The organism is Rhizobium tibeticum (assembly GCF_900110205.1).
Lineage (GTDB): Bacteria > Pseudomonadota > Alphaproteobacteria > Rhizobiales > Rhizobiaceae > Rhizobium > Rhizobium tibeticum.
Genome location: NZ_FOCV01000002.1, coordinates 74,200 through 97,328 on the forward strand (window position 1 = coordinate 74,200; position 23,129 = coordinate 97,328).

Below are 23,129 nucleotides of genomic sequence, written 5' to 3' on the forward strand. Positions count from 1 at the left end.
GATCGATGGAAGAAACCTTAGCGGTCCGCAAGCTGGACCGGCTCGGCGTGGTGCTTGTGACGGCCGGTGTCGTCGCAACTGCGCTCCTGCCTTTCATCTATGTGAAGGCAAACCGCATCGCCGCCGGAAAGCCCATGCTGCTAACGCAGCTTCTGGACCAGCCGTCCGCCGTCATCCTGACAATCCTCCTCATCGTCACCGCTCTGTCCGTTCTATTTCTGCAAAACCCGCTGCTGCGGCTGGTGATTGCGACCCTCTGCTTTGCGGCACTGCTTGCGACGATCGGGCTCGCTGCTGCAGCATTCACACCGCCGAACAGCAATGCCGCACGCATGACGCCTGGCGGCGGATTCTGGGTACTGTTCGCGGTCATCGGGCTCATCATCTCGGACGCGCTCGTAAAGATCAGGCTTACCCCGTGGATGCGGATCGCAGCCCTTGCTGCCTACACCGGCCTGCTCGGCATCTTCCTCACCTCGGGTCTGCTCGATAATCTCTCGATCATGAAGGAATTCGCGACCCGGTCCGCGCAATTCTGGACCGAGGCGGTGTCCCATCTGCTTCTGGCACTCGGCTCGCTGGCGATCGCCGTCGTCATCGCCCTGCCGCTCGGCATCATCTGTTTCTGGGTACCAAAACTGCGCGCTGCCGTCTTGCAGGCACTGAGCCTGATCCAGACGATCCCGAGCCTTGCGCTTTTCGGTATCCTGATGCTGCCGCTCGGCTATCTCGCGACCCACGTTCCTGCTGCAGCCTCCATTGGCATTCGCGGCATCGGTGCTGCGCCGGCGCTGATCGCGCTCATCCTCTATTCGCTGCTGCCGATCGTTGCCAACACGGTCGTCGGTCTTCAGGGTGTCGATCCCTCAGTCCGCGATGCCGCCGCGGGGATGGGATTGACGCGCCGACAGGTCCTCACCGGCATCGACCTGCCGCTTGCCTTTCCCGTCATTCTCACGGGCATCCGCATCGTCCTTGTGCAGGCGATCGGCCTGGTAACGGTGGCGGCACTGATCGGTGGCGGCGGCTTCGGTATCTTCATCTTCCAGGGGCTTGGTCAGACGGCCATGGACCTCGTTCTGCTCGGCGCCGTGCCGACCGTTTTCTTCGCCTTCTCTTCGGCCGTCATCCTCGATGCGGTAATCGACAGCATACGGGGATCCGCCGCATGAGCATGATCGAGATCAGGAACGTTACCAAGCGCTACGGCGCGGCAACCGTCGTCGACAATGTCTCGATGGATGTCGAGAAAGGCTCGATCACCGTCATTGTCGGCACCTCGGGCTCGGGTAAATCGACGCTGATGCGGATGATCAACCGTCTCGTGCCGATCACCGCGGGTGAGATTTTTGTTGGCGGCCAGAACATCATGGACGTGCCGGTGACGGAACTTCGCCGCAAGATCGGCTACGCCATCCAGGGCCACGGTCTCTTTCCGCATCGGACAGTCGCACAGAATATCGCCACGGTGCCGCAGCTTCTCGGCTGGGACACGACAAAGATCAACAGCCGTGTCGAAGAACTGCTTGGCCTCTTCAACCTCGATCCGGCGACCTTTGCCGAAAAGTATCCGCATCAGCTTTCCGGCGGCCAGCAGCAGCGCGTCGGCGTTGCGCGAGCGCTGGCGGCAGAGCCGGAACTGCTGCTGATGGACGAGCCGTTCGGCGCGCTCGATCCTGTCATCCGCGGCAAGGCGCAAGACGATCTCCTCGCGATCCAGAGACAATTCGGCACGACGGTGGTCCTTGTTACGCACGATATGGACGAGGCCTTCCACCTCGGCAACCAGATCGCCGTCATGAGCGCCGGCAAGCTGCTGCAATGCTCGACACCGGAGAAAATCCTGACCGAACCGGCCGACCCCTTCGTGCAGCAACTGACCGGCACCTCCGACCGGGCGCTGAAACTGATGTCGCTGCTGCCGCTGAAGGAAAGCATGGAGCCGGCAAAGTCGGGTCTGGCCTACGCATTGCCGCAATCGCTCAGCCTGCGCGATGCTCTGGCCGAGATGATCTGGCAAGGGGTCGGCGAAGCCGCCGTTCAGGACGCCGAAAAGGCACCGGTCGGCTCGATCTCGATGACACGGCTGCTCGAGCTGGGCCGCAAGGCATGAAGCTCGTCCTTGCGAACCTATTCCGTGTTGCCGCACTGTTATTGCTCCTGATCCTGCTGTTCAGGACAGAGTGGCTGTCCTTTCTGCTGGTGCCGTTGACGAGCAACAATGCGCCGGCCGTCTACACGCAAAACAGCCTTCCGCAGCTTGCCGCTTCGCATCTCTTCCTTGTGGCGATCTCGATCGCGGGCAGCGCGGTCCTCGCGATCCTCGGCGGCATTTTCGTTACCCGCAAGAGCGGCGAAGACTTCCTGCCGTTGTCGCGGGCGATCGCCAATGCAGGCCAGACCTTCCCGCCAGTCGCAGTGCTCGCCTTGGCCGTGCCGGCGACCGGATTCGGTGCCGGACCGACATTGATCGCCCTCTTTCTCTATGGCCTGCTGCCGATCTTCGAGAATACCGTCTCCGGCCTGAAACAAGTCTCTCCTTCCGTGCTGGATGCCGCCGATGGCATGGGCATGAATGGCACGCAGCGGCTCTTTCGGGTGGAACTGCCGCTCGCCCTGCCGCTGATTCTGGAGGGCCTAAAGGTTGCGACGGTCATCAACATCGGCACCGCGACGATCGGCTCGACGGTGGCGGCCAAGGGGCTTGGCGAAGTCATCATTGCCGGACTGATCTCAGACAACACCGCCTTCATCCTGCAAGGCGGTCTGATCGTCGGCCTGATGGCGGTGCTGATCCATGACGCGCTGGGGCTTATCGAAAACGCGATCACGCAAAGAATTGGCTTGCGCCCGGCATGAGGCGGCGGCTACCAAGACCGCCTTGATATCGGCAATGGGAGGCAGCCTTGGCCAAGATGATTCACTCCATGATCCGCGTTCTCGACGAGGCGCGCTCCGTCGAGTTCTACGGCAAGGTCTTCGGCCTCAAAGTCGCCGATCGCATCGACTTCGACACCTTCACGCTGATCTACATGAGCAATGACGAGACCGGCTTCGAGCTGGAGCTGACGGTCAACAAGGGGCGCACCGAGCCCTACGATCTCGGCAACGGCTATGGGCATCTTGCTCTCTCCGTCCAGGAAGTCGAGGTCGAGCACAGGCGTCTGACGGAAGCGGGATTGAACCCCGGCAAGATCGTCGAGCTCAATCGCGACGGCAGGCTCTTGGCGCTGTTCTTCTTCATCACCGATCCTGACGGCTACAAGATCGAGGTCCTGCAGCGCCACGGCCGCTACCTCTAAGAGTTCCCCATGATCGAAAAGATCGAACTGAACCGGGGCTGGATTCTTACCTGCAACGTTGCAGGCCGACACGACCTGCCAACCGAAATTCCGGCCAAGGTGCCGGGCTGCGTGCATCTCGACCTTCTGGCCAACCGGCTGATCCCGGATCCTTATCTCGACGTCAACGAGATCACCAACGACTGGGTCGGCAAGCAAGACTGGAGTTACCGCTGCGTCTTCAATGCATCGCCGGACGCCGGAAAAGTCCGCGAGCTGGTGTTCGACGGTCTTGATACGGTCGCGACCATCGCGCTGAACGGCGAGGAACTCGGCCGCACTTCCAATATGCACCGCACCTATCGCTTCGATGTCTCGGAGCGGCTGAAACGAGGCTCGAACGAGCTCGTTGTGACCTTCCGCTCCGCCTATGCCTATGGCGCGGAGATGGAAGCGCATTACGGCTACCGGCCGAACAACTATCCCGGCCCCGGCAATCTGATGCGCAAGATGGCCTGCAACTTCGGCTGGGACTGGGGGCCAACGCTGGTGACAGCGGGTGTCTGGAAGCCTGTGCGGCTGGAAAGCTGGGACCGAGCGAGGCTCGCCGAGACGCGGGTTTCGGCAACGCTGGCCGGCGGCGACGGGCGTGTGACGGTTCGCGCGCGCATCGAGCGGCAAGACGGCGTGGGTGCAAGGCTCGTCGCAAGCATTGCCGGCATCAGCCATGTTGCCGAGCTCGCGGAGGGATCGGACGAAATCGAGTTCCAGCTGACCGTTCCTGCACCGCAGATCTGGTGGCCGCATCATCTTGGTGCGCAACCGCTCTATGCGCTGCGGATCGAATTGCGTGACAGCGTAAGCGATAACTTACTCGACGCCTACGTCAAGGAGATCGGCTTCCGCTCCGTCAGGCTCGATACCGCACCCGACGAGCACGGCTCCGCCTTCACGTTCGTTATCAACGATGTTCCGCTCTTCCTCTGCGGCGCCAATTGGATTCCGGACGACTGCTTTCCCTCTCGCGTCATGGCGGAGCGCTATGTTTCCCGGATCGAGGAAGCCAAGAGGGCCAACGTCAATCTGCTGCGCGTCTGGGGCGGCGGCATCTTCGAACGCGACGAGTTCTACGAGGCATGCGACCGCGCCGGCATGCTCGTGTGGCAGGATTTCCTTTTCGCCTGCGCCTCCTACCCCGAAGACGAGCCGCTGCGCAGCGAGGTCGAGGCGGAGGTGCGCGACAACGTCGTGCGCCTGATGCCGCACGCGTCGCTGATCGTCTGGAACGGCAACAACGAGAATATCTGGGGCTTCGACGAGTGGGGCTGGCGACCGATCATCAAGGAGGGCGAGAGCTGGGGGCTCGGCTACTATCTCGGCATTCTGCCGAAGCTTTGCGCAGAGCTCGACCCCGATCGGCCGTACTATCCCGGCAGCCCCTTTTCCGGCACGATGGAGATCGAGCCCAATGCCGACGAACATGGGTGCAAGCACATCTGGGACGTGTGGAACGATGTCGGCTACGAGGTTTATCGCAACTACATACCGCGCTTCTGCTCGGAGTTCGGCTGGCAGGCGCCGCCAAACTGGGCGACGATCGAGGAAAGCGTGCATGACGCGCCGCTCACGCCGACCTCGAATGGCGTCTTCCACCATCAGAAGGCGACCCAGGGCAACGACAAGCTGATGCGCGGCCTTGCCGGGCATCTTCCGGTCCCACAGACCATGGATGACTGGCACTTCGCCACGCAACTCAACCAGGCGCGCGCTATCCGTTTCGCGATCGAGCACATGCGCTCGCACCGCGCCGTCTGCAAGGGCGCCGTCGTCTGGCAGTTCAATGATTGCTGGCCGGTGACCTCCTGGGCGGCACTCGATTCGGCCGGACGCCGCAAGCCGCTCTGGTACGCCATGCAGCAGGCTTTCGACCCGCGGCTCCTCACGATCCAGCCACACGCCGGCGGACTGGCGGCCGTAGCCGTTAACGAGCGGACGCTGTTCTGGCGGGCGAAGATATCAGGCAATCGCCTGCTGCTGGACGGAACGGTGCTTGCCGAATTCGAGTTCTGGCGGCTGCTCTGCGACCGCTTCGAGGCAAAGGAATTTCCGCTACCGGCTGATATCGCAACGCCGGGCACGGCCGACAGCGAGGTCATCGTCGTGCAGATGCTCGACCGGCGCGCGTTCCATTATTTCGTGGAGGATGTCGACCTCAAGCTTCCGCAGGCGAAGCTCTCGGTCGAGATGAGCCCCAGCGTGGATGGCTATGCGGTGAAGGTAACGGCCGAAACGTTCCTGAAGGATCTCTGCCTGATGGCGGATCGTCTCGACCCGACCGCTGTCGTCGATTCAATGCTGGTGACGCTGCTGCCCGGCGAAAGCCACCTATTCCAGCTGCAGACAGCAAAACCGCTGTCGGCGGGCGATATCACCATCGGCACCGTACTGCGGTCGGCCAACGATCTCGTCAACGCAAACTGAAAAGGCCCCGTCTGCGACGGGGCCCATCCAAGTCGTTTTACTGCGCTCTGCGTCCAAAGAACTCTTGTGGCGCAGCGCATGTCCGCGCGATCAACGACCGCGCATATGCGGACGACGTTACATCCAGTAGGGCGGCACGCCATAGTAGTCATAAACGCGGCGGCCATTATCGTTGTACCAGGTGTCGTCATCATCCGCATAGCTCGGCGCGCCTTCGATCTGCTCCTTGGTCAGGTCGATGCGGTAGCCGTCAAGCTGGGTATCGTAAGTCAGCTTTTCCCACGGCAGCGGATAGTGATCGTGGCCGATGCCCATGAAGCCGCCGAACTCGAGCACGGCGTAGGCAACGCGGCCATCCTGCTTGCCGAGGATCAATCGTTCAATCGAGCCGATATGCTTGCCGTCGGCGCCATATACGCGGGTGCCTTCCACGCGGTCGCTGGCAATCAGCGTCGGCGTATCCTTCACATTCGGGTCACGGCGGGTATTGTCGGCGTCCTGGTGCAGCATCGTGCACCTCCTTCTTGTTTCGTGGTCCATGGTTTGACAACGTCGCCCTGAACTCAAGGTTCCCGATTTAATGAACCTCATCATCGACACGACAATATTGACGTTTACGTCAAGGTTAGTGTAACTCTAATCTCAGCTTGAACCATTCAGGCGATGACATAAGCTGCCGTGTTGGAAGATGGAGGATCGTCCAATCGGCTTGCCGGTGGGACCGGCCGGCAGCCAGAGGGAGAGAGACACGATGAACAGCATTTCCGTCCATCCAGGCGGTGCGAAGCCCGAAAAACCCTGGCTTGCCACCTATCCTGACAGCGTGCCGGCGGAGCTTCCCCCGCTCGAATACGAATCATTGGCGGAACTGCTTGAGAAATCCTGCGCGCGCTATGCCAATCGCACCGCCTTCTCCAGCATGGGCAAGACGCTGACCTACGGCGAGCTCGAACACCAAACGCGCAAGATCGCGGCATGGCTTCAGGGCCTCGGCCTCGAGAAAGGCGACCGTGTCGCCGTCATGATGCCGAACGTGCTGCAGAACCCCGTCGCCGTCTACGGCATCCTGCGCGCCGGCTTTGTCGCGGTGAACGTCAATCCGCTCTACACACCGCGCGAACTCGAACATCAGTTGCGGGACTCCGGCGCCAAGGCGATCTTCGTGCTGGAGAATTTCGCGCGCACGGTGGAGCAGGTGCTGGTCAAGACCGACGTGCGCCATGTCGTCGTCACCTCACTCGGCGAAATGCTGGGCGCCAAGGGTCTGATCGTCAATCTGCTCGTGCGCAAGGTGAAGAAGCTCGTTCCCTCCTGGTCCATCCCGCAGCATAAGACCTTCAAGCAGGTGCTGGGCGAAGGCGCGAGTAAGGCCCTGAAGCCCGCAAGCCTCAAGGGTGACGATATCGCCTTCCTGCAATACACCGGTGGCACGACGGGCATCGCCAAGGGCGCGGTGCTCACGCACAAGAATCTGCTGTCCAACAAGCTGCAGCTCGAACTCTGGCTGCAATCGGCCTTTGACGGAAAGCCGCGCCCGGAGGTGCTGAATTTCCTCTGCGCGTTACCGCTCTACCATATCTTCGCGCTGACGGTGAATTCGCTGATGGGCATGTCGCTCGGCGCCCACAACATCCTCGTCGCCAACCCGCGCGATATTCCGGCGCTCGTCAAGGAGTTCGGCAAGGTCAAGGTCCACATATTCCCCGGCCTCAATACGCTCTTCAACGCGCTGATGAACAATGCCGATTTCGCCAAGGTCGATTTCTCCTCCATGGTGATGTCGCTTGGCGGCGGTATGGCGGTACAGCGGCCGGTTGCAGAGCGCTGGCTGAAGATCACCGGCTCGCATATTACCGAAGGCTATGGTCTTTCTGAGACATCGCCGGTGGCAACGGCAAACCGCTTCGATTCGGCGGAGTTCACCGGCTCGATCGGGCTGCCGATCCCGTCCACCGAACTTGATATTCGCGACGAGGACGGCAACTCGCTGCCGCTTGGCGACATAGGAGAGATCTGCATCCGCGGTCCGCAGGTGATGGCCGGCTACTGGAACAAGCCGGAGGAGACGGCGCGGGTGATGACGCCGGACGGCTATTTCCGCACCGGCGACATGGGCTTCATGGATGCGCGCGGCTACACCAAGATCGTCGACCGCAAGAAGGACATGATCCTCGTGTCGGGCTTCAACGTCTATCCGAACGAGATCGAGGAAGTGGCGGCAATGCATCCAGGCATTCTCGAGGCGGCAGCCGTCGGCATTGCCGACGGCCATTCCGGCGAGGCGGTCAAGCTCTTCGTGGTGCGCAAGGATCCGGCATTGACGGAGGCGGACGTGAAGGCCCATTGCGCAGCAAACCTCACCAACTACAAGCGGCCGCGCTTCGTGGAATTCCGCACCGAACTGCCGAAGACGCCGGTCGGCAAGATCCTGCGCAAGGATCTGCGCGGCTGATTTTGACGGTTGCGTGAAATTACGGGCCATCCGCCGCCGCGGGTGGCTTTTTTGCGCTTCGACAGGTCGCCGAACTTGATTTGCGCCCTACAAAGCGAATAGTTTCCGCGACCCTCTCGCCCTGCAAAGGAGCCTCCCATGAATGCCATCGTCGAACAATTGAAGAGCACGGCGACCGCCTCCAAGGCAACGGATCTGCGCGCCGCCTTCGTCGCCGACCCGCAGCGTTTCTCGCGCTTCAGCGTGTCACTCGACGACCTGCTGATGGACTATTCCAAGACGGCCGTGAACGATGATATCCTGGCCCTGCTGGTCAAGCTCGCCGAAACGGGCGGCGTCGAAGCCAAGCGCGACGAGATGTTCTCCGGCAAGGCGATCAACTTCACGGAAAGCCGCGCCGTCCTGCACACCGCGCTGCGCAACCGCTCCAATACGCCTGTTATCGTCGATGGCAAGGATGTCATGCCTGACGTCAATGCCGTGCTTGCCGCCATGGGCAAGTTTGCAGACGGCATCCGTTCGGGCAGCCTGAAGGGGGCGACCGGCAAGGCGATCACCGACGTCATCAACATTGGCATCGGCGGCTCCGACCTCGGCCCCGTCATGGCGACGCTGGCGCTGGCGCCTTTCCATGATGGCCCCCGCGCGCACTTCGTTTCCAACATCGACGGCGCCCATATCGCCGACACGCTGAAGCTCGTTCAGCCTGAAACGACGCTTTTCATCGTCGCCTCCAAGACTTTCACGACCGTGGAAACGATGACGAACGCGCAGACGGCGCGCAAGTTCATTGCCGACGCGCTCGGCGAGGCGGCCATCCAGCATCATTTCGCTGCGGTTTCGACGGCACTCGACAAGGTCGCCGCCTTCGGCATCGGAAGCGAACGCGTCTTCGGCTTCTGGGATTGGGTCGGCGGCCGCTACTCGATCTGGTCGGCGATCGGCCTGCCGCTGATGATCGCTGTCGGGCCTGAAAATTTCGGCAAGTTCCTCGACGGCGCGCATGCTGTCGACAATCACTTCCGTCAGGCGCCGATTGCCAAGAACCTGCCCATGCTGCTCGGTCTCATCGGCTTCTATCATCGCAATGTGCTCGGCTATCCGACCCGCGCGATCCTGCCCTACGACCAGCGCCTGTCGCGCTTCCCGGCTTACCTGCAGCAGCTCGACATGGAATCGAACGGCAAGGGCGTGACGGTCGACGGTACGTCGGTCGAGGGCAATTCCGGCCCGGTCGTCTGGGGCGAGCCAGGCACCAACGGCCAGCACGCCTTCTACCAGCTGATCCACCAGGGCACGAGCGTCATCCCGGCCGAGTTCATGATCGCGGCAAACGCTTTCGAGCCAAATCTGCGCCACCAGCACCAGCTTCTGATGGCAAATGTGCTCGCCCAGTCCGAGGCGCTTATGAAGGGCCGCACCTTCGAGGAAGCGAAGAAGCAGCTGACCGACAAGGGCATGGACGACAAGAAGGCGGACTTCATCGCGCCGCACCGCGTCTTCACAGGCAACCGTCCGTCGATCACCTTCGTTTACGACAAGCTGACGCCCTATGCGCTTGGCCGCCTGATCGCTCTTTACGAACACCGCGTCTTTGTTGAAGGCGTGCTCTTCCGCATCAACTCTTTCGACCAATGGGGCGTCGAGCTCGGCAAGGAACTGGCGACCGGCCTGCTGCCCGTCGTGGAAGGTAAGGAAAGCGCTTCGGGCCACGATTCCTCGACGCAGGGGCTCGTTGCCGCGCTGGCGAAGCTCACCAAGTAACCGCGACCGAAATCAAGTGCTCCCGCGGCTCGCGCAGCGGGAGCAACTTTTCTGCGCATGAGAGCCGCTGCGGCCAACCTCGATCGTGGCTATGGAAGAGGCGCCTGCCGCTTCGCGCCCACAACGGCCCCGACAGCTATCGGCCTCGAGGCCGAAGCAACGAACGCAGTCTCGACCGCCTTCTAGCTCGGCCGCTTCGGGAAGCCGCGGCATATCAGCCGATTGTGAATATGTTCCCACCCGACGATTGAAGCGGCAACATCCACCGCAAGTTCGTCATCGCCGCGACATCGGACGGACCCTTCAAGCACGACGACGTCGCCAAGCATTGAAACAACGATCTGCGTGCTATCGAACTCCGATGCCACCTCCAGCGCACATTTGACGGCAGCCTTGGTTGCCGCCGAGCAATGTCCCGCTTCGACGCTGCCGAGTGACCAGCCTTGACCGTCCAACCGTAGAATCATTTTCTCCTCCAATGTTAAACGTCGAAGCTACAGATATGCATATTAGCAGTCTATTAAGTATGACATGCCCGAGTGTCTTCCTGGCCACAGCCTAATGCGGGGATAGAATCTCTTCGGTTGGGGGCGGGCTAATGCCGGAGATCAGGAGGCTGCTCAGCCCAAAAGCAGCAGCGCCGATAATTGCGACCAATATTTTAATGGGCAATGTCGAAATTCGACCTCACAACGCGTTCTTAGTATACGCTTCAGGAGAGGTTTGAATGCACGTGACGGACGACGAACTTGTAGATTTCGACGCACATGGCGCAGCGCCGTTAGCGAAACCCGAGGATGAAGGCTTCGTCGAGAACGACGGGGCTCGTATCTGGTATGCGACCTACGGTTCCGGCCCCGCCGTCATGCTGCTGCATGGCGGGCTCGGCAATGCCGGGAACTGGGGTTATCAGGTGCCGGCATTGGTCGCTTCGGGCCGGCAGGCGGTCGTCATCGACAGCCGCGGACACGGCCGCAGCACGCGCGACGACCGGCCGTTCCACTATGCTCAGATGGCCGAAGACGTGCTCGCCGTCATGGACCATTTGGACCTCGCAAGGACCGCCCTCGTCGGCTGGAGCGACGGCGCCTGCACGGCGCTGATACTTGCCGACAGGCGGCCGGACCGTGTCTGCGGTGTCTTCTTCTTTGCCTGCAACATGGATCCCAGCGGCACGCTGGAGTTCCGGCCGACGCCGGTCATCGATCGTTGCTTCAGCCGCCACAGGAAAGACTATCAGGCACTGTCGGCCACACCCGACGCCTTCGATAGCTTCGTGACGGATGTGTCGCAGATGATGCAGACCGAGCCGAACTACACGGCTGCTGACCTTGCCGGCATCAAGGTGCCGGTGGCGGTCGTTCTCGGAGAGAATGACGAATTCATCAAGCGTGAGCACGCCGACTATCTTGCGCGCAACATTCCCGATGCCGAACTGATCCTTATTCCAGACGTAAGCCATTTCGCGCCGCTGCAGCGGCCCGAGCACTTCAACCGCGAAGTGCTCAGCTTTCTCGACCGGCTATAGCCTGTCTCAGAGGCCGATTTCTTTCGCCCAAGGAGGATTGGCGCCGGCGCGCGAGACCGTAACGGCAGCGGCCTTCGCGCCGAGCGAGAGGGCGTTGCGCAAGGCTTTCTCGCTGAGCGAGGCGACCTTCGCCTTGGTCAGCAGATCGTCGATCTTCAGAGAAGCAAGTACGCCGGCATCGAAGGTGTCGCCCGCGCCGACCGTATCGACGACGGTGACGCGCTGGCTCGGCACCGTGACCTTGCGCTCCTTGGTGTAACCGGAAGCGCCTTCAGCACCCTTGGTGACGACGACGAGCTTGGCGCCCTGGTGCAGCCAGTAGGCGGCCAGATCGTCGTGGCTGCCTTCGAGGCCAAACCAATCCAGATCCTCATCTGAGAACTTCAGGATATCCGACTTGGACGCCATGCGCTTTATACGCGCCATGTGGGCTTCCTTGTTCTTGATGAAGCCCGGGCGAATGTTTGGGTCCAGCGAAATGACGCGCTTATCGCATTCGCGGTCGAGCAGCGCCTCGTAGGTTTCGCCGCAAGGGCTCGGGATGAGGCTGATCGCGCCGAAATGCAGCGCTTCGCAATCGTCGCCGAGGACAGGCAGATCGTCGGTGGTGATCATGCGGCCGGCCGTACCTTCGTCGTAAAAGGCGTAGGTAGCCTGGCCGTTGACCAGCTTGACGAAAGCGACGGTGGACGGGCGCGGCGTGATGGCGCAGAGGCCGAAATCGACGTTGCTCGCCTTCAGTGTATCGCGCAGAATCTCGCCCATCATGTCATCAGCGAGGCCGGTGAAGAAAGCCGTCGGAATTCCGAGGCGGCCGAGCGCGATCGCCGTGTTGAAGATTGCACCGCCGGCATAAGGGGCAAAGCCCTTCTCGCCGAGAGTCGTCTCGCGCGGCAACATGTCAATCAGCGCTTCGCCACAGCACAAAATCATTCCGGCCTCCCATGCATTACGATCCGTCGATACTCAAATCGATTAGATAATTTCGTGGCAAAAGCAAAGCGCCGCGACGCAATTCTTCATTCAAAGTGATGAAATGCCCCCGTTGCGTCCCGACCAGGCAAGCGGCGCATCAAGGAAGGCTTCCACTTCGCTCAACGTCTTCTCGTCGAACAGCCTTAGAGCTTTTGCGACCGCCAGCACATCGCGCCAAGTCGCGATGTAGTGCAGCTTCACCTTGCCATCGGCAAAGCGCAGCGCACCTTCGTCGAAAATGCCGTAGTAAAAGAGCGCTATGCCGTGATCGACCACGCCGCCGGCAGCGCGAACGGCATCGATGAACTTGAACATGCTGCCGCCGGCGGTCGTCAGGTCCTCGATGACGAGCACGCGCGAGCCTTCCGGCATATTGCCTTCAATCTGCGCGTTGCGGCCGTGACCCTTCGGCTGCTTGCGGACATAGATCATCGGCAGGCTGAGGCGATCGGCGAGCAATGCGGCAAAGGGAATGCCTGCTGTCTCGCCGCCGGCCACGCAATCGAACTGCTCGAAACCGGCCTCGCGCAACACGACGCTCGCGGCAAAATCCATGACGGTCGAGCGGACGCGCGGGAAGGACAGCAGCTTGCGGCAATCGATGTAGACGGGGCTCGCCATACCGGAGGCGAACTTGTAGGGCTGCGCCGCGTTGAAGTGGACCGCCTTGATCTCCCAGAGCATCTTCGCCACGAGTTGCGCCATGACTGCGCGGTCGGTGAATGTCGTCTGGATCATCGCTCTCTCCTTTGTCAAATTTATGGGCCAATAGCAGCAAGTGCGGCAAGTTTCCAGAACGGCGAGTGGTTCCATGCCGACAATGACGGCAAAAACGCCTTGATGATCGAGGAAGATAGAGTGCGCCCGCTCAAGAAACGCTGACGAAAGCCATGTTCGCGGCACGCAGGTCTGCAATGCATCAATTCTTTCAGATATTTGCGCTTGCGCACCCGCGCGGCGGCGATATCGTCATGCGATGGACCATATCGAAGTTTTCCAGCGCCTCGGCGTCGCACTTGCCATCGGCCTGCTCGTCGGCGTCGAGCGAGGTTGGCAGGAGCGTGATATTCGCGCGGGAGGCAGGACGGCTGGTATCCGCACTTTCGGCCTGACCGGCTTTCTCGGCGGAATAGCCGGAACACTTCAGTCCATGACCGGTCCCTTTCTGCCGGCGACAATCGCTGTGCTTCTGGGTCTCGTCTACATTGCCGGCAAGTGGCAGGAGACGAAGGAGAACGAAGACTACAGCATCACATCGGTCGTGGCCGCCCTTGTGGTGTTCGGGCTCGGCGTTCTGGCTGCTGTCGGCGACATCGTCACTGCGGCCGCCGGCGGCGTCGCAACGACGGCAATTCTTGCAGCCCGCCACAGCCTGCATGGCTTTCTTAGAGGGTTGACCTGGGTTGAACTCCGCTCTGCCCTTATGCTGCTTGCAATGACCGTGATCGCGCTGCCACTGCTGCCAGACGAGGCGCTCGATCCCTGGGGCGCGCTCAACCCCCACTCGCTCTGGCTGCTGACGATCACCATCGCAGCTTTGTCCTTCGCCGGCTATGCCGCGATTCGATTGATGGGCACGGGCCGTGGCGTTCTGCTGGCGGGGGCTGCGGGCGGACTTGTCTCGTCGACCGCCTTGACACTTTCCTTCGCCCGCTATTCGGCGGAAGCGCCCGAGGGCGCACGACACCTTGCAGCCGGGGCAGGCATTGCCGGCGCCCTCTCCTTCGCGCGTGTTCTCGTCATCGCCAGCGCGCTCTCCTTCGCCATGCTGATGCCGCTCGCTGCCGCGCTCGTCCCGGCGATCATCGGTTTCCTGGCGGCAGGCCTGTTTTCGGTGTGGCGTTCCAAGACGGCGACTGAGGCACCGGAGATCGATGTAAAAAACCCCTTCGAGCTCAGGACCGTCATCTCCTTTGCGTTGCTGCTCGGCCTCATCAGCCTCGTCTCGAAGATGACGATCGACTATGTCGGGCCATCCGCGCTCTTCGTCGTGGCGGCGATCTCCGGCCTCGTCGACGTCGATGCCATCACGCTTTCCACCGCACGCCTCGTCGGCTCGACGATCGACGTGACGACGGCAGCCGATGTCATCCTGATCGCCGTCGCGGTCAATACGGTGACGAAGGTGGTGCTTGCCTTCACCGCGGGGCGGCGGGAGTACGCGATGGCACTTGGTGAGGCATCGGCGGCGGCAGTCGTGCTCGGAGCCGTCGGCTATTTTGCGATGCGCAGCTTTCTGTCGGCCTGAGCCGATTGTGCCAACGCGACCAAATTCACAAGGAAATGAATCGCTGTAGCGACTACGACAGCCGGGCGATAGCGGTGGGCAGCATCCGCTGATAAAGCGCAATCGCGGCCCGTCCGTCCACATCATCCAGCGAAATCGCGTAACGAACGGCCGCTGCAAGAAGCTGCATAGTCAGCCTGGCGATGGCTAGCAGCTCACCCTTGCCTCGCTCCGGCTCCAGCTTTGCGAGAACGGAAAACAACGCCTGAGCGTGAAACTCCATGTCCTCGGCATCGATCTCCTGCAGCAGCCGATCGGCCTGGGTGGCGACCCATATGTCACGCATCACGGGCTCCTGACGGAAGAAGTCGTAATATTGGTCGGCAATGTTGCAAAGCGCCTGCCGTAGCGTTGCGGCATCCGTGACCGTTGCAAGCTCGGCCTTGACGCAAGCCCTGCCCTGCTCGTTGAAGCGTTCGGCAAGCGTGCGGATGATCGAGCTTTTGTCCGGGAAATACTGGTAGAGCGCACCGAAGGATAGCTCAGCCTTTTCAACGATCTCGCTCATTTTCAGCGCATCGCTGCCATTCTTCTCGATCAGCTCCAGCGCCACCGACAGGATCTTCTCGAAGCGCTCCCGGCCGCGTTTCTGCTGCGGAATCCGGCGCGGCTGGCCGGTCGGTTCCAGCTGCCTTCTACGCCTGACGGCAACCTCTTCGCCCATTCCATCCTCCGTTTTTCTCTTGACGAGCAAAATAAGAGAGTTTATCTCATTTTGCAAATGAGAGACTTTCTCGTATTTCAATCAGAGGAGTGGTCCCATGCAGAATTCCGAAATCATCCTCATCGGCGGCAAAGGCAAGACAGGCGGCCGCATCGCAGACCGGCTGGCGAAGAGAGGTCTTGGCTTCCGCGTTGCCTCGCGCTCCAGTGCTCGCCCATTCGATTGGGAGAAGCGGGCGGACTGGGCAGCAACGCTTACCGGCGCAAAGAGCGCCTATGTGAGCTTCCAGCCCGACCTTGCCGTCGCCTGGGCCGCTGATGCGATCGGTGCGCTCGCCCGCACGGCCATCGACTGCGGTCTCACCCATATCGTCCTGTTATCGGGCCGCGGCGAGGACGGCGCGCAACGTGCCGAGGAAGCGCTCAAGGCGTCCGGGATCGGCTACACCCTCCTGCGGGCATCATGGTTCTGCCAGAATTTCAGCGAAGGCGCCTTTGCCGAGCAGGTCGCTGCAGGCGAACTGGCTCTTCCCACAGGTGTTGTGAAGGAGCCGTTCATCCATACCGACGACATCGCCGATGCGGCCGTTGCGGCGTTGACCGATGCCAGCCATGTTGACAAGACCTACGAACTGACCGGCCCGCGCGCGCTGAGCTTTTGCGAAGCGGTCGCCGAGATCGCTGAAGCATGCGGCAGGGATATCACCTATCGGCAGATATCGATGGCAGAGTTCAAAGAGGGACTTGCTGCCGCCGGGCTGCCGAAAGGCATGATCGACCTGCTCGAAGAGCTCTTCACGCAGGTGCTTGATGGCAGAAATTCGGGGGTTGCGAATGGGATCGCAGAAATTCTCGGCCGCCCCGCCAAGGATTTCGGCGACTATGCACGCGAAGCTGCTGCCAATGGAACATGGAGGGTATGATAATGACGCTTGTACTCAGTATCGCTTTGGCGGCCGCTGCGATCGGCAGCGGCCTTGTTGCTGGCATCTTCTTTGCCTTCTCGACCTTTATCATGACGTCGTTCGCCCGCATTCCCACCGAGCAAGGCATAGCGGCGATGAACTCCATCAATGTCACGATCGTGCGCTCGCCCTTCATGCTGCTTTTCGTGCCGACCGTGATCCTGTGCCTCGTGATCGCTGCCTTCGCATTCTTCAACTGGCGCGGTGGCCTCAGCGTCTGGATGCTGGCCGGAGCAGTGCTTTACGTGTTTGCATCGTTCCTCTCGACGATCGTCTTCAACGTGCCGATGAACGACGCGCTGGTGAAAGTCAGCGGCAGCGGCGCCGAGGCCACCGCGCTCTGGACGGCCTATCTCAAGGATTGGACATGGTGGAACCATGTGAGGACGATCGCCTCGCTGCTCGCCTCAATCGCCTTCGTGCGCGCCTTGATGCTCGTGTGAAATAAGGCGGGAGGGGATACCTCCCGCCTGACGGCATCACATCCGTTCGCAGAAGGTGAGCCGGTTATTGAAGGGGTCGATGACCTCCATTTCGAGGCCCCAAGGCGCCTCCTGCAGGCCGGGCTTCATGTAGCGATATTGCTTGGCCGCGAGCTCGGACTGCAAGGCACGAACGCCCGTGACGGGCACGAAGGCGCGAGCGCCGGGGCTGGCATCGCCGGAATGTTCGCTGAGATGCAGGATCATGCCGCTTCTCGACACCTGGCAATAGAGTGGGAAGTCATCGCCGAAGCGGTGCTCCCAATCCAGCGCGAAGCCGAGAAAGCCGCAATAGAACTCCTTCGCTTTGGCGACGTCGAAGATGCGGAAAATCGGGATCGGCGGCTGAATGGCAATCGCGGGCGTTGCCGCTTCCTGCCGTTCAAGCTTGGCCGAGAGGATATTCCACTGGTCGAACCCGAACTGGCGGGCAACGATCTCCAGGGTTTCGCTATGGGTGAAGTCTATGTCGCGGGCAGCCAGAGCCTGCCGCAGAGCTTTCGCCATCAGCTTGGCGTCACGAAAATCGCGCATAGTTCATTCTTTCCGTTGGCGGCAAACAGGATGATCAGTGCCCGCGTCTGCTGACCCGTTCGCCATCAATCACCAAACGGCAAGGGATGTGAAGGATGTATCTGGATGCATTCACCATCGCGCTTTCGCGCCGCGGGGCGGCTGGCCGCATCCGGCCGACGGCGACGATAGGCGAGCTGAGGTTTTCGATCAAGAGCAGGTGCGAGCCGCACCCGCCGGCACGGCATGGAGATGGCTTGCGAGTTCTATCCGGTTCCGGCCCGCGCGCTTGGCCGCGTAGAGCGCCTTGTCGGCCGCACTCAGCATGGCGTCGAAATCCATCGGTGTGGAGCGCCCCGGCGCGACACCGACACTGACCGTGCATGCGAGGGTTTCGTCGTCGAGGTAGATCTCGCGGCCGGCAAAGGCCTTGCGAATGCGCTCGGCCACCATTTCGGCGCGGCCCGGCATGATCTCTTTGAGAACCAGCGCAAACTCCTCGCCGCCAAGGCGCGCGGCGGTATCGCCGGTTCGGCAGTTCGCCGCGAGCTCGGCGGCGAAAACCTTCAGCACACGGTCGCCTCCAGCATGCCCGAAGGTGTCGTTGATGGACTTGAAGTGGTCGAGATCGAAGATCAGCACCGCGGTGGCCGGTCCCATCAGCCCCTGTCCGTAGCGATCGAAAAGCGCGCGACGGTTCACGAGCCCGGTCAGCGGATCCGTCATGGCATCCAAGCGGTGCCGTGCGGCGAGCCGCCACTGGTGAAGCGCCAGCGACAGGGCGCCGATGCCGGTCATGCTGGCGATACAGATTGCAAGGCTGAGATCCTCGGCCCAATTGCTCGGAGCAACGCCCAGCACCATTTTTCCATCGGCGATCAGGACGGCGGCACACAGGACGAAGGAGATCGCCGTCAGGCAATACAGGGCGGTAATTCCGGTCAGAGGCGCCGGCGCCTCTGACCGCGCCCGCCAATACTGATAGGCGGTAGAAACGAGCATGGCAGCGATCGCCGCGTTGTCGGCGATAAATGCGAGCCCGTCATAACCGATCAGCAGCGGCGGTATGGAAACGAGCATTGCCGCGAGGGCGCAGGCGACGACGGCAACACGCGGCAGCCTGCCGGCACGGAACTGATAGCCGGCCCCCCAGACGATTGGAAAGCCCGCATGGAAAAGTACGAACGAGACAACGGCAAACGCCACAACCGGATTGTCGACATACAGACCATAGGCAACGATGCCGCTGACGATAAGGACGAGCCCCAGCGTGCAGCTCAATAGGAAAGTCTCGGAGCGGCGCGCAAACCAGCTGCCCAGCAGCGTCACGGCAAGGCACGTGGCCGAGACTGCAAGCGCCATCAAAAGGGAATTGTAATCAAGCGTCATGCTTCAAAAATCGCGACGGCTGCCGCGTCCCTCATTCGTGCGAAGCCTACGGGTTTGCTATGACGAATGTCTTACTTATTTCGTTAAAAAATCATGCATTTAAATCAGTATCATTGCGCGAATAGCATAGCTGCGCCGCCCTCGAAGAAGAGGCGAGTAAAAATTGCGTGAATGGCAGACGATCCTTAGCGATCAACGTCCCAGTAAAGCGGGAACATTGGATCGAAAACGGTAACGAGGCCGGCGCCGGTTTCGACTTTCGCCGGAAACCTGACGGGTTCGTCGCGCTTGAACAGCGTTATTCTTTCTTCGTTGACCGGCAGGCCATACCAAGCAGGTCCGTTCAGCGATGCGAAGGCCTCGAGCCTGTCGAGGCCATTTTCCTGTTCGAAGACATGCGCAAGGCAGCTCATCGTATTGATCGAGGTGTAGATGCCGGCGCAGCCGCAGGCGCATTCCTTCAATGGGTCGACGTGCGGGGCTGAATCCGTGCCGAGAAAGAAGCGCGGATCGCCGCTCGTTGCGGCGGCACGCAGGGCGAGGCGGTGGTTCTCGCGCTTGGCGACCGGCAGGCAGTAGTAGTGCGGGCGGATGCCGCCAACGAGGATGGCGTTGCGATTGATGATCAGATGGTGCGTCGTGATCGAGCCTGCGAGATTGCTCTTCGCGGACTTGATGTAGTCGATGCCGTCCTTGGTGGTGACGTGCTCCATCGTGACCTTGAGTTCAGGCAGACGCTTGCGGAGCGGATCGAGCACGGTTTCGATGAAGACGGCCTCGCGGTCGAAAATGTCGACCTCTGGCGCAGTCACCTCGCCATGGACGCAAAGCGGCAGGCCGATCTTTGCCATACGCTCCAGCACCGGCATCGCCTTTTCGATATCGCGCACGCCGCCGTGGGAGTTGGTGGTGGCGCCGGCCGGGTAGAGCTTGACCGCCGTGATCAGCCCGCTCGTCTTGCCCGCCTCGACGTCATCGGGATTCGTATGCTCCGTCAGGTAGAGCGTCAGCAGCGGCTGGAACTTGTCGCCCTTCGGCAGCGCCGCCATGATGCGGCCGCGATAGGCCTCCGCATCGGCCGTTGTAACCACCGGCGGCACCAGGTTCGGCATGATGATCGCGCGGGCGAAGTCGCGGCTTGTATCGCCGATCACGCCCTCCAACATGGCCCCGTCACGCAGGTGCAGGTGCCAATCATCGGGGCGACGGATGGTGATCGATTGCATGCGCTGAAACTCCGCGGGCTGGCCTATAAGGTTCAGCCCTGCGCATTATCACCCCGACGCGCTGCATGGCAAACATTTTGCCGGCGGTTTTTCAGGCAGGCGCGCCGTATTCGTTGGAGCCGGGCGTGCCGCGGCTGAGATACCAGACGAGTAGGACGATCCAGCCCACCAGCGGAATGATGCCGACCAGAAGCCACCAACCAGAACGGCCGATATCGTGGAGGCGGCGCACTGCCACGCCGAGGCCGGGAAGCAGCACGGCAAGGCCGTAGATGGCGCCAAGTATTTCGTAGCCGAAGAGGAACTTGTCGAGGACGGCCAGGATCAGGGAGGCGATGACGTTGAAGAGTGCAAACCACCAGAATTCCGGTCGGCCGGCGCGGCCGCTAAAGACGGCGTATTTCGAGAAGACTGACAAGACGGCTTCCGTAAAGCTCATGCGCTCTCCCTCCATACCGCACACGTTTGCTTTAGAGCAAAAGTTGCATGAAGGTGAACCTGCAACGATTCCACCGGGAGCCGCAAGTCCTGCGCTCAGCCCGAAGGCGGGCTGATCAGGCCATGTCGAGCGTCACATCCGCGCGGCGGCGATTGCCGAGAATTAGCCGGCCATTGGGCAGATCATTGCCGTAGACCTTGGCGTTTGCTTCTTCCTCACTCAGCTTGTAGCCGCGCCAGCGCGCCCATAGCCGTTCCTCGAGCACCTCGATCGGCGGCGCCAGCATGACCGAGTAGTCGAAGATGTCTTCGAGTTCGGCCCACTTGCCCTGGCTGAAAAGCAGGTAGTTTCCCTCGACGATGATAAAGCGATGCTCCGGCGAGACGACGCGCGCCGAGGCGATGGCAATCTCGCGGGACCGGTCGAAGACAGGGATCAATACTTCCTGGTCGGCCGGACGCACGGCCCGGATAATATCGAGAAAGCCGCGGACATCGAAAGTTTCCGGAATACCCTTGCGGGCCAGCAGGCCGCGTTCGATGAGGATGGCATTGTCCATATGGAAGCCATCCATCGGCAGGACTTCCGCGGTTTGGCCCTTCGCTCTCAGCGCCTCGGCGAGATTGTCCGCCATGGTGGATTTGCCGGCGCCGGGCGGACCGGCAATGGCGATCAGGAAACGCTTGGTGTCGCCGGCGCGGCCGATGACCTCGCCGGCGATGTCTTCGATGGTGATGCTCATGCGGCGACCGGCTCGGTCGGTACGGACTTGGCGCCGGTCATGAAGGCCACGGCATCGGACATCGTGTATTCCTTCGGATTGATCACCGTCAGACGGCGGCCAAGCCGATGAATATGGATGCGGTCGGCGACCTCGAAAACATGCGGCATGTTGTGTGAGATCAGCACGATCGGCAGGCCGCGCGACCGCACGTCGAGGATCAGTTCCAGGACCTTGCGGCTTTCCTTGACGCCGAGCGCAGCCGTCGGCTCGTCCATGATGACGACCTTGGAGCCGAAGGCAGCGGCACGCGCCACCGCCACGCCCTGGCGCTGGCCGCCCGAAAGCGTTTCGACGGCCTGGTTGATGTTTTGGATGGTCATCAGGCCGAGTTCGGTGAGCTTGTCGCGGGCCCGCTTTTCCATCGCCGGACGGTCGAGCATGCGGAACCATTTGCCGAGCACGCCCGGCTTCCTGATCTCGCGACCAAGGAACATGTTGTCGGCAATCGACAGCGCCGGGGAAAGCGCGAGGTTCTGATAGACCGTCTCGATGCCCGCTTCGCGCGCCTCCATCGGAGACTTGAAGTGGACCTGCTTTCCCTCCAGCGTGATCGCGCCCTCATCGGGGGTGACCGCGCCTGAGATCGCCTTGATCAGCGACGACTTGCCGGCACCGTTGTCGCCGATCACCGCAAGGATTTCGCCGGGGTAGAGGTCGAAGTCGGCGTTGTCGAGCGCGGTGACGCGTCCATAGCGCTTGACGAGGCCGCGAGCCGAAAGAATGGGTTCATTTGCCATGTTACACCGACACCTTTCTGATCCACTGGTCGATTGCGACGGCGGCGATGATGAGTACGCCGGTGAGCAGCACCTTCCACTGCGGATCCGCGCCGAGCATGTTGAGACCCATCGACACCACGCCGACGATCATCGCGCCGAATAGGGTGCCGAGGATCGAGCCGCGACCGCCAAAGAGCGAGATGCCGCCGATCACAGTCGCGGTGATGGCCTGAAGATTATAGTCGGTGACAGCAGACGACGGCGAGATGGAGCCGTTGCGGCCAATCGATACCCAGGCCGCGAAGGCGGCGATGACGCCGGAGACGGCGTAGACCGTGAGCAGGACGCTTTTGGTCTGGATGCCAGAGAGCTTTGCCGCTTCCGGATCGTCGCCGACGGCATAGACGTGGCGGCCCCAGGCGGTGTGATTGAGGATGTACCAGAGCACGAGCACCAGCAAGACCATGGCAATAACGCCAAGCGTCAACACCGCATTGCCGAGCCTGAAGCTGAGCGCGAAGAAGTGCAACAGCGGCGCCTGCGCGTCGACGTCGGTGTCGCGGATCGTCTCGTTGGCCGAGTAGATGAAGTTCGTGGCCATCACGATGTTCCACGTGCCGAGCGTGACGATGAACGGCGGCAGCTTCATGTAAGCAACGAGGAAACCGTTGAGGAGGCCGCAGAGACCGCCGACAAGCATGCCGGCAAGCACGGCGATCGGCGTCGGGATGCCATAGGTGATGGCGCAATTGCCCATGATGACAGCTGATATAACCATGATGACGCCGATCGACAGATCGATGCCCGCGGTCAGGATGACCAGCGTCTGCGCGGCGCCGAGAATACCGACGATGGCGATCTGCTGCAGGATGAGCGTCAGCGTGTAGGACGAGAAGAACCGCCCGCCGAGCGCAATGCCGAAGATGATGATCGCCAGCACCAGCACAATCAGCGGCACGGCGGCCGGCGTCGAGTGCAGAAAATGCTGCGCACGCTTCACAAATGGTACGGCTTGATGTTCGAACGACGCGACATTCTTGTCGCTGCCGTCAAGCACCCGTTCGAAGTCCTGTGCTCCGGTCATTGTTCCTCCTCCGCTTTCGCGCCAAACCGCGCGCGGAAGCCGTGCCCCATATGACACCGGTCTTTGTTCGCCGGTTCCTGAGACAGCAGCTATGGTC

General features: G+C 61.4%; 23 protein-coding genes. 11 read left to right on the forward strand and 12 right to left on the reverse strand.

The window, feature by feature from the left end:
• Positions 1-5 precede the first annotated feature (5 nt).
• The 5 genes from BSG20_RS02280 to BSG20_RS02300 are packed head-to-tail and all read left to right on the forward strand — an operon-like array spanning position 6 to position 5,762.
• A complete protein-coding gene (locus BSG20_RS02280; RefSeq protein WP_072371301.1) occupies positions 6-1,172 on the forward strand; it encodes an ABC transporter permease in 1,167 nt (388 codons plus the stop codon).
• Positions 1,169-2,113 carry an ABC transporter ATP-binding protein gene (locus BSG20_RS02285; protein WP_072371304.1) on the forward strand — a complete coding sequence of 315 codons (945 nt, stop codon included), beginning with the start codon at positions 1,169-1,171 and terminating at the stop codon, positions 2,111-2,113. Before BSG20_RS02280 ends, BSG20_RS02285 begins: the two co-directional genes overlap by 4 nt.
• A complete protein-coding gene (locus BSG20_RS02290) occupies positions 2,110-2,859 on the forward strand; it encodes an ABC transporter permease (protein WP_072371307.1) in 750 nt (249 codons plus the stop codon). Before BSG20_RS02285 ends, BSG20_RS02290 begins: the two co-directional genes overlap by 4 nt.
• A 47-nt stretch (positions 2,860-2,906) precedes the next feature.
• The gene (locus BSG20_RS02295) at positions 2,907-3,302 is read left to right on the forward strand and encodes a VOC family protein (RefSeq protein WP_072371310.1); all 396 of its coding nucleotides are present in this window, start codon (positions 2,907-2,909) and stop codon (positions 3,300-3,302) included.
• A 9-nt stretch (positions 3,303-3,311) separates the two neighbouring features.
• On the forward strand, positions 3,312-5,762 hold the full coding sequence (locus tag BSG20_RS02300; RefSeq protein WP_072371312.1) for a glycoside hydrolase family 2 protein: 2,451 nt from the start codon (positions 3,312-3,314) through the stop codon (positions 5,760-5,762).
• A gap of 117 nt (positions 5,763-5,879) precedes the next feature.
• Here the strand turns inward: BSG20_RS02300 and BSG20_RS02305 are convergent, their stop codons facing one another.
• Complete coding sequence (locus tag BSG20_RS02305; RefSeq protein WP_072371315.1) at positions 5,880-6,272, reverse strand: PRC-barrel domain-containing protein; 393 nt, start codon at positions 6,270-6,272, stop codon at positions 5,880-5,882.
• Positions 6,273-6,513: 241 nt separating this feature from the next.
• Here BSG20_RS02305 and BSG20_RS02310 point away from each other — a divergent pair, with 241 nt between their 5' ends.
• Both BSG20_RS02310 and pgi read left to right on the forward strand, forming a co-directional pair.
• On the forward strand, positions 6,514-8,214 hold the full coding sequence (locus BSG20_RS02310; protein WP_072371318.1) for a long-chain fatty acid--CoA ligase: 1,701 nt from the start codon (positions 6,514-6,516) through the stop codon (positions 8,212-8,214).
• 138 nt (positions 8,215-8,352) lie between these two features.
• On the forward strand, positions 8,353-9,978 hold the full coding sequence (pgi, locus tag BSG20_RS02315) for a glucose-6-phosphate isomerase (RefSeq protein ID WP_072371321.1): 1,626 nt from the start codon (positions 8,353-8,355) through the stop codon (positions 9,976-9,978).
• Between the two features lie 182 nt (positions 9,979-10,160).
• Here pgi and BSG20_RS02320 read toward each other — a convergent pair whose 3' ends face one another.
• On the reverse strand, positions 10,161-10,445 hold the full coding sequence (locus BSG20_RS02320) for a BON domain-containing protein (protein ID WP_072371324.1): 285 nt from the start codon (positions 10,443-10,445) through the stop codon (positions 10,161-10,163).
• A gap of 260 nt (positions 10,446-10,705) precedes the next feature.
• Here BSG20_RS02320 and BSG20_RS02325 point away from each other — a divergent pair, with 260 nt between their 5' ends.
• Positions 10,706-11,506 (forward strand): alpha/beta fold hydrolase, encoded by an 801-nt coding sequence (locus BSG20_RS02325; protein ID WP_072371327.1) that lies wholly within the window; start codon positions 10,706-10,708, stop codon positions 11,504-11,506.
• A 6-nt stretch (positions 11,507-11,512) separates the two neighbouring features.
• On the opposite strand, the gene BSG20_RS02330 is transcribed toward BSG20_RS02325, so the two are convergent.
• Together BSG20_RS02330 and BSG20_RS02335 are read right to left on the reverse strand one after the other, a co-directional pair.
• Entirely contained in the window at positions 11,513-12,439 is a 927-nt protein-coding gene (locus BSG20_RS02330; protein ID WP_072371330.1) for a carbohydrate kinase family protein, read from the reverse strand.
• A gap of 90 nt (positions 12,440-12,529) precedes the next feature.
• On the reverse strand, positions 12,530-13,219 hold the full coding sequence (locus BSG20_RS02335) for an orotate phosphoribosyltransferase (RefSeq protein WP_072371332.1): 690 nt from the start codon (positions 13,217-13,219) through the stop codon (positions 12,530-12,532).
• Positions 13,220-13,457: 238 nt separating this feature from the next.
• On the opposite strand from BSG20_RS02335, the gene BSG20_RS02340 reads away from it, so the two are divergent.
• Positions 13,458-14,729 carry an MgtC/SapB family protein gene (locus BSG20_RS02340; RefSeq protein ID WP_072371334.1) on the forward strand — a complete coding sequence of 424 codons (1,272 nt, stop codon included), beginning with the start codon at positions 13,458-13,460 and terminating at the stop codon, positions 14,727-14,729.
• A 52-nt stretch (positions 14,730-14,781) separates the two neighbouring features.
• On the opposite strand, the gene BSG20_RS02345 is transcribed toward BSG20_RS02340, so the two are convergent.
• Positions 14,782-15,432 (reverse strand): TetR/AcrR family transcriptional regulator, encoded by a 651-nt coding sequence (locus BSG20_RS02345; protein ID WP_072371337.1) that lies wholly within the window; start codon positions 15,430-15,432, stop codon positions 14,782-14,784.
• 97 nt (positions 15,433-15,529) lie between these two features.
• Between BSG20_RS02345 and BSG20_RS02350 the strand changes: the two genes are divergently transcribed.
• Positions 15,530-16,354 (forward strand): NmrA family NAD(P)-binding protein, encoded by an 825-nt coding sequence (locus tag BSG20_RS02350; protein ID WP_072371340.1) that lies wholly within the window; start codon positions 15,530-15,532, stop codon positions 16,352-16,354.
• 2 nt (positions 16,355-16,356) lie between these two features.
• Positions 16,357-16,839, forward strand: a complete 483-nt coding sequence (locus BSG20_RS02355) for an anthrone oxygenase family protein (protein ID WP_072371343.1) — start codon at positions 16,357-16,359, stop codon at positions 16,837-16,839.
• A 36-nt stretch (positions 16,840-16,875) separates the two neighbouring features.
• On the opposite strand, the gene BSG20_RS02360 is transcribed toward BSG20_RS02355, so the two are convergent.
• The 7 genes from BSG20_RS02360 to BSG20_RS02390 all read right to left on the reverse strand — a co-directional run bounded on the left by BSG20_RS02360 (position 16,876) and on the right by BSG20_RS02390 (position 23,032).
• Complete coding sequence (locus BSG20_RS02360) at positions 16,876-17,412, reverse strand: glyoxalase superfamily protein (RefSeq protein WP_072371346.1); 537 nt, start codon at positions 17,410-17,412, stop codon at positions 16,876-16,878.
• Between the two features lie 189 nt (positions 17,413-17,601).
• Positions 17,602-18,780, reverse strand: a complete 1,179-nt coding sequence (locus tag BSG20_RS02365; RefSeq protein ID WP_072371349.1) for a GGDEF domain-containing protein — start codon at positions 18,778-18,780, stop codon at positions 17,602-17,604.
• Between the two features lie 185 nt (positions 18,781-18,965).
• A complete protein-coding gene (gene pyrC / locus BSG20_RS02370; RefSeq protein ID WP_072371352.1) occupies positions 18,966-20,006 on the reverse strand; it encodes a dihydroorotase in 1,041 nt (346 codons plus the stop codon).
• Between the two features lie 91 nt (positions 20,007-20,097).
• Complete coding sequence (locus tag BSG20_RS02375) at positions 20,098-20,445, reverse strand: DUF805 domain-containing protein (RefSeq protein ID WP_072371355.1); 348 nt, start codon at positions 20,443-20,445, stop codon at positions 20,098-20,100.
• 115 nt (positions 20,446-20,560) lie between these two features.
• A complete protein-coding gene (locus BSG20_RS02380) occupies positions 20,561-21,187 on the reverse strand; it encodes a nucleoside triphosphate hydrolase (RefSeq protein WP_072371358.1) in 627 nt (208 codons plus the stop codon).
• The gene (locus tag BSG20_RS02385; protein WP_072371360.1) at positions 21,184-21,966 is read right to left on the reverse strand and encodes an ATP-binding cassette domain-containing protein; all 783 of its coding nucleotides are present in this window, start codon (positions 21,964-21,966) and stop codon (positions 21,184-21,186) included. The genes BSG20_RS02380 and BSG20_RS02385 overlap by 4 nt, the downstream gene beginning before the upstream one ends.
• 1 nt (position 21,967) lies before the next feature.
• Positions 21,968-23,032 carry an ABC transporter permease gene (locus BSG20_RS02390; protein WP_072371363.1) on the reverse strand — a complete coding sequence of 355 codons (1,065 nt, stop codon included), beginning with the start codon at positions 23,030-23,032 and terminating at the stop codon, positions 21,968-21,970.
• Positions 23,033-23,129 lie beyond the last annotated feature (97 nt).

Excerpts from the sequence above, each read along its gene's own strand:
- BSG20_RS02320 (WP_072371324.1), bottom strand. The coding sequence starts at position 10,445 with ATGATTCTACGGTTGGACGGTCAAGGCTGGTCACTCGGCAGCGTCGAA.
- BSG20_RS02355 (WP_072371343.1), top strand. The coding sequence starts at position 16,357 with ATGACGCTTGTACTCAGTATCGCTTTGGCGGCCGCTGCGATCGGCAGC.
- BSG20_RS02385 (WP_072371360.1), bottom strand. The coding sequence starts at position 21,966 with ATGGCAAATGAACCCATTCTTTCGGCTCGCGGCCTCGTCAAGCGCTAT.
- BSG20_RS02345 (WP_072371337.1), bottom strand. The coding sequence starts at position 15,432 with ATGGGCGAAGAGGTTGCCGTCAGGCGTAGAAGGCAGCTGGAACCGACC.
- BSG20_RS02325 (WP_072371327.1), top strand. The coding sequence starts at position 10,706 with ATGCACGTGACGGACGACGAACTTGTAGATTTCGACGCACATGGCGCA.
- BSG20_RS02350 (WP_072371340.1), top strand. The coding sequence starts at position 15,530 with ATGCAGAATTCCGAAATCATCCTCATCGGCGGCAAAGGCAAGACAGGC.
- BSG20_RS02390 (WP_072371363.1), bottom strand. The coding sequence starts at position 23,032 with ATGACCGGAGCACAGGACTTCGAACGGGTGCTTGACGGCAGCGACAAG.
- BSG20_RS02300 (WP_072371312.1), top strand. The coding sequence starts at position 3,312 with ATGATCGAAAAGATCGAACTGAACCGGGGCTGGATTCTTACCTGCAAC.
- BSG20_RS02305 (WP_072371315.1), bottom strand. The coding sequence starts at position 6,272 with ATGCTGCACCAGGACGCCGACAATACCCGCCGTGACCCGAATGTGAAG.
- BSG20_RS02365 (WP_072371349.1), bottom strand. The coding sequence starts at position 18,780 with ATGACGCTTGATTACAATTCCCTTTTGATGGCGCTTGCAGTCTCGGCC.
- BSG20_RS02335 (WP_072371332.1), bottom strand. The coding sequence starts at position 13,219 with ATGATCCAGACGACATTCACCGACCGCGCAGTCATGGCGCAACTCGTG.
- BSG20_RS02280 (WP_072371301.1), top strand. The coding sequence starts at position 6 with ATGGAAGAAACCTTAGCGGTCCGCAAGCTGGACCGGCTCGGCGTGGTG.
- BSG20_RS02340 (WP_072371334.1), top strand. The coding sequence starts at position 13,458 with ATGGACCATATCGAAGTTTTCCAGCGCCTCGGCGTCGCACTTGCCATC.
- BSG20_RS02310 (WP_072371318.1), top strand. The coding sequence starts at position 6,514 with ATGAACAGCATTTCCGTCCATCCAGGCGGTGCGAAGCCCGAAAAACCC.
- BSG20_RS02330 (WP_072371330.1), bottom strand. The coding sequence starts at position 12,439 with ATGATTTTGTGCTGTGGCGAAGCGCTGATTGACATGTTGCCGCGCGAG.
- BSG20_RS02285 (WP_072371304.1), top strand. The coding sequence starts at position 1,169 with ATGAGCATGATCGAGATCAGGAACGTTACCAAGCGCTACGGCGCGGCA.
- pgi (WP_072371321.1), top strand. The coding sequence starts at position 8,353 with ATGAATGCCATCGTCGAACAATTGAAGAGCACGGCGACCGCCTCCAAG.
- BSG20_RS02380 (WP_072371358.1), bottom strand. The coding sequence starts at position 21,187 with ATGAGCATCACCATCGAAGACATCGCCGGCGAGGTCATCGGCCGCGCC.
- pyrC (WP_072371352.1), bottom strand. The coding sequence starts at position 20,006 with ATGCAATCGATCACCATCCGTCGCCCCGATGATTGGCACCTGCACCTG.
- BSG20_RS02375 (WP_072371355.1), bottom strand. The coding sequence starts at position 20,445 with ATGAGCTTTACGGAAGCCGTCTTGTCAGTCTTCTCGAAATACGCCGTC.
- BSG20_RS02290 (WP_072371307.1), top strand. The coding sequence starts at position 2,110 with ATGAAGCTCGTCCTTGCGAACCTATTCCGTGTTGCCGCACTGTTATTG.
- BSG20_RS02360 (WP_072371346.1), bottom strand. The coding sequence starts at position 17,412 with ATGCGCGATTTTCGTGACGCCAAGCTGATGGCGAAAGCTCTGCGGCAG.